Origin of the sequence: Tunicatimonas sp., from assembly GCF_049647865.1 — a bacterium.
Taxonomy (GTDB): domain Bacteria; phylum Bacteroidota; class Bacteroidia; order Cytophagales; family Cyclobacteriaceae; genus Tunicatimonas.
On record NZ_JBARYM010000655.1, the window covers coordinates 1 to 5,101 of the forward strand.

6 protein-coding genes are annotated in these 5,101 nt (G+C 46.8%); 3 read left to right on the plus strand and 3 right to left on the minus strand.

Annotated elements, in window-relative coordinates; translation table 11 throughout:
- The 3 genes from WBA23_RS19195 to WBA23_RS19205 all read right to left on the minus strand — a co-directional run.
- Positions 1-320: hypothetical protein (locus tag WBA23_RS19195; RefSeq protein ID WP_424583895.1), on the minus strand; the 320-nt coding region annotated here is incomplete at its 3' end.
- Positions 321-325: 5 nt separating this feature from the next.
- Positions 326-820 (minus strand): hypothetical protein, encoded by a 495-nt coding sequence (locus WBA23_RS19200; protein ID WP_424583896.1) that lies wholly within the window; start codon positions 818-820, stop codon positions 326-328.
- Positions 821-890: 70 nt separating this feature from the next.
- Positions 891-2,273 (minus strand): M28 family peptidase, encoded by a 1,383-nt coding sequence (locus WBA23_RS19205; RefSeq protein WP_424583897.1) that lies wholly within the window; start codon positions 2,271-2,273, stop codon positions 891-893.
- Between the two features lie 147 nt (positions 2,274-2,420).
- On the opposite strand from WBA23_RS19205, the gene WBA23_RS19210 reads away from it, so the two are divergent.
- The 3 genes from WBA23_RS19210 to WBA23_RS19220 all read left to right on the plus strand — a co-directional run.
- The gene (locus tag WBA23_RS19210) at positions 2,421-2,870 is read left to right on the plus strand and encodes a hypothetical protein (protein ID WP_424583898.1); all 450 of its coding nucleotides are present in this window, start codon (positions 2,421-2,423) and stop codon (positions 2,868-2,870) included.
- 11 nt (positions 2,871-2,881) lie between these two features.
- The gene (locus WBA23_RS19215; RefSeq protein ID WP_424583899.1) at positions 2,882-3,841 is read left to right on the plus strand and encodes a nitrilase family protein; all 960 of its coding nucleotides are present in this window, start codon (positions 2,882-2,884) and stop codon (positions 3,839-3,841) included.
- The coding region (locus WBA23_RS19220) for a sulfatase-like hydrolase/transferase (RefSeq protein WP_424583900.1) at positions 3,841-5,101 on the plus strand (1,261 nt) is incomplete at its 3' end. The genes WBA23_RS19215 and WBA23_RS19220, both read left to right, overlap by 1 nt.

Consider the following 5,101-nt stretch of genomic DNA (forward strand, 5'->3'; position numbering starts at 1 on the left):
GTGCTGTTCTCTGTTGACTCGGCAGCGGGGAGGTTAAAAATTCCGGCTAAGCGAATAGCAAAATAAGGAGCTAGTTGTTCGGTGCTGAAATAGAACTTTGGCATTACTCCAACCGTAACGTCAGTAGCTATTCCACTGGCTGAGACAACTCCCAAATTTGGAGCTAGTACAAACTTCTCGCCAAGCCAAAACGGAATACTAATACCCAACTCGCTTTGCTGAAGCGATGCACTTAAACCCCAGCTTCGTTGGCTAGTTTGTGCTATGCTTGTAGTGTTGAATAGAAAGAAAATTAGCAACAGCGTGTACAACTTTTTCATTACTGTTAATATCTTTGTATTAAAATATTATCCCATAAAAGAACATCATCAATTTGAACATACAGCCGATAACCTCCGGGTGGTAAGGAGGAAACATCGATAGATATGGATTGATTATCAGAAGGTTCTATCTCTATCAGGGGAGTGCCTTGTGCAACTACAAGAAGAGCACTATTGATCACTATACTCTGATATAAAGCATTATCTATAATGGCAGCAGTAATCCAAACTCGCTCAATTTGACGCGATTCATTATTAAAAACACTTAAGAAAATAACATCCCTAGAAGGTATAGGAAAAGCAAAAAAGTTATACGCTCCGTCTTCCGAAGATGTCTTTGTATTGGGTTGTCCAACTTTCTGAACTAAATTACCGACCCTGTCCCGGTACTGAAACCCAGTAATTACTTCGCCACCTAAGTTGGGAGTTCTAAACGCTTCCTCTTCCGAACAGCCTATAGCACCCAATCCTATAAGAATGAAATAGTACACAAATTTCATGGGGACAAATATAAAAACTATAGTAGAAATCGGCACCTAGTTTTCGGCCTTCCGACTCCGGCTTCCGAATCTACTCCCTCGGAATCAAGCCCGAAGGAAAGACGACTACGCTTTCGTTACCATCTTTGCTTACGGCAGCTACTCCGAAGTAAAAGTTGTCGATAACGATACCTTCAAGCGTGTGTTGATCTGTTTTATCTACAAAACGCGAATAAGTCCATTGTGGGGCAGTGGTCTCTCGCCAGTAAACCTTATATCCGGCCAGTTGGGGGGCATCGCTCATATCCCAGGCCAATGTGGTAGACGCTTGTACAGCTCCACCAATCTTTACACTATCGGGGGCAGGTGGTGCCCAGCCCAAACCGGCCAGCGTAGTGGCATTCACCGCCGTGAGCTTCTTGGCGTATGGGAAATTGACTCCTTCAACCACATCGCCGTACTCAATACCGTTTTCTACCCGGATGTCCTGGTGTTGGCGATTATAATTTTCGTGGGCTTCCATAATTCTGATTCCCGGAAAACCTAAGTCACTGAACGGACGGTGGTGGCCACCTCGCCCGAAACGATCCAGTCGGTAAATCATCATCGGATTCATTTCAGGCATGTACGTGGTAGTCATTTGGTGCACGTAGCGAGCTAGCTGGCGGGAGATACCGTCTACTTCGCCCCCGGTAAATCGGCGGAAGCGACGTTGCTGCTCAGTTTCGGTGGGCGGAACGGGTTCGGAGAAGATACGAAAAGTGCGGTTATCGATCACTCCGTCTACTCCTTCAATATTTCCAATCATGTCATTGTTCAGCACTCCAAGTAGCTCCCAGTTATTTTCCTGAGCGTAGTTTGCCAAACCTTGTCCGCCGTACAGCCCTTGTTCCTCTCCAGCCAATCCGGCGTAGACAATGCTGGTTGGAAACTGATACTTCGTCAGTACGCGAGCAGCTTCAATCGTTCCGACCATACCGGAGGCGTTGTCGTTGGCTCCGGGGGCATCAATAGTATAATTAGTAGCATCCGAAGCGCGAGAATCAATATCGCCCGACATCATAATCATGCGGTTAGGATGCTGTGTGCCACGCTGAATGGCAACCACGTTCACAATATCTACATCTTTCACAATGCGAGAACCGGCCCCTTTCTCCGTTGGATTATGCTGGTAGAACACTTCCAAGCATCCGCCGCACTCTTCAGAAACTTTATCAAACTCCGCTTTAATCCAACGACGGGCCGCCCCAATTCCGCGTGTATCAGACACTGTATCGGACATAGTGTTGCGGGTACCGAAACCAGCCAACGTGCGAATATCCTGTTCAATACGCTCAGCCGAAACATCATCGATGATTTGATACATCCTCAAATCGACAGCAGGCGGGGCAGTCTCGGTAGTTTGGGCAAGTACTGCGTTAGCACAGATCAAAAGAGAGAATATGAGGTAAGATAAGAACTGATGATAATTCATAATTAGATATGTGTATTGGCTAGATGCCGACTATTGGACCGTAATCTGATTTGCCATCAACTTCTGAAAAAGGATATTTGTTTTCGTTGGTGCGACAACAAATTATCAATAACTTTAGCGGTGTAGCTAACTATTGACCTTACCATTGTGACCATCATTAAAATACTACTTATTTCTGTCGGGCTACTACTACAACTTTCCGGTTTAGCCCAAAGCAACTATGAAGAACTTAGCGGAGATGCGCTAGCGTCGGCTCCACTCAAAACGGCTCAGGCTTTAGCAAATACTTTGCTAACGGCTCAGAAAGCCGGGCAACCCTACCTACTTAAAGAATCGGAAGCCATTGCTGCGGTACAAGAAGAATTTAGTGCTGAAAAGCAGTCACAAACCTACAGTGCTATTCGCGATTTATTCGGTGATTATCAATCCATTACTTTTGAGCAGGCTCTTCAGACAACCACCAATCCCACTTATTATATCTTCCGATTTCGAGGAGAATTTGAGCGGGATAATGCTCAACCGGAGGTGCGGGTAGTTATAAACGAAGCGAAACAATTAGCTGGCTTCTCTATTGTTCCCTGGCAAGATAATCTTTGACTTTATAGATTATGCAGCAACTACGGATTGCCACCGCCCAATTTGAACACCACAATGGCGATAAGCAGCGCAACCGAGACGCGCTTCGGCAACTTGCCACACAAGCGAAACAGCAGGGTGCTCAGGTAGTTGCTTTTCACGAATGTTGTCTGTCAGGCTACGCATTTGCCCGCCATCTTTCTTTTGCAAAGCTTCAGCAGGTAGCCGAGCCAGTTCCTGACGGAGAAAGTACGCAGTGGCTTATCGAACTAGCCCGAGAGTTGAAATTAACTTTACTGGCAGGCTTGTTTGAACGAGATGGTGCCGACAAGGTCTACAATACTTACATTGGGGTAGATGCTAACGGTCTGGTTGCCCGTCATCGTAAACTGCACCCGTTCATTCACCCTCAACTTACTCCGGGTGATGCGTACACTACCTTCAAACTGCACGGCTGGACTTGCGGTACGCTAATTTGCTACGATAACAACATTTTGGAAAACGTGCGAGCTACTCGCTTCTTAGGAGCTGATGTACTATTTATGCCCCACGTAACAATGGGTACCCCATCTACTCGCCCCGGTGCCGGATTCTTTGAAACTGACTGGAATAAGCGTAAAACTGACCCTACAACTTTACGTACTGAGTTCGATGGACTTAAGGGGCGCGCTTGGTTAATGAAGTGGCTACCCGCTCGTGCCTACGATAATGCAGTTTATACGATCTTTGCTAATGCTATTGGCATGGACGACGACCAGCTAAAAAATGGTTGTTCTATGGTATTAGATCCGTTCGGAGATGTACTTGCCGAATGCCGATATTTAGGAAACGAAGTAATTACGGCTACCTGTGTTCCCGAAAAACTTACCCAAGCCGGTGGGTACCGTTACCAACAGGCTCGTCGCCCCGAACTTTATCGTGACATTCTCACCCAACCTCACACATCGGAGCAAAAAGTAGTCTGGCTACCATCTTCTGAACAAAATCAGTAATGCATTACCTACTTGCACCATTTTCTCTAATCAGCATAGTAGCCTTACTATTGTTAGTGCCCAAGACAAGAGAAACCAAAATCGGTGCCGATGCTCCTAATATCATATTTATTATGAGCGACGATCAGGGCTGGGGCGACGTTGGTTACCGTAATCATCCTGAACTGAAAACTCCAGCCCTGGACAGTATGGCGGCCAATGGATTAGTATTTGATCGCTTTTATTCGGCAGCTCCGGTGTGTTCTCCTACTCGCGGTAGTATGCTAACCGGACGGCACCCGTTCCGCTACGGTATCTACTATGCCAACGTAGGCCACCTGCCAGATGAAGAAGTTACGTTACCCGAAGTGCTTCAGCAATACGGGTATGCTACCGGGCACTTTGGCAAATGGCATCTGGGAACCATGAATCCCTGGATGGTTGAGAGCAACCGGGGTGGGAAGGCAAAAAATCAAACCCATTACTCGCCCCCCTGGGAAAATGGCTACGATGTATGCTTCGCTACTGAATCTAAAGTTCCTACCTGGAATCCAATGATAAATCCGCCGCACGAGGTAGCCGGTTCCAATAAACAACAAGCACCTGGTGATGCTTTCGGTACCTACTACTGGACGGGACCAGGCCAACTAGCTACTAAAAATCTGATGGGAACCAATGCTCGGGTAATTATGGATAGAGTAGTACCGTTTATAGAAAGTGCGGTAGATGAGCAAGTCCCATTCTTCACTACCATTTGGTTTCACACTCCGCACTCGCCAGTGGTAGCGGGCGATGAATACCGGGAGCAGTACGCTCACCTTTCCGAAGATCAGCAGCACTACTACGGTAGCATCACCGCAATGGATGAACAAATTAGTCGGTTACGGAATCTTCTGAAAGAATTAGAGGTAGCCGATAATACCATCATCTGGTTTTGTTCGGATAATGGTCCCGCAGCCGAAGGCGGTGGGCCGGGGTTAGAATCCGGCGGACGACAACAGGGAACTACCGCGGGGTTAAGAGGGCGGAAAGGCACGCTTTACGAAGGGGGTATTCGCGTACCCTCGGTGATTGAGTGGCCAACTATTATCCGACAGGCTAGAAACACAAATTACCCCGTAGTTTCTTCGGATATGTATCCTACCATTTTGGATATTCTTAACATTACCGATCCTTCTACCAGTATTAAAGATGGAAAAAGTATCTGGCCAGTATTACGGGATGACGCAGAAAGTGAACGAGATGCTCCTATTGGCTTTCAGTCTAGTTGTAGAGGAGAAA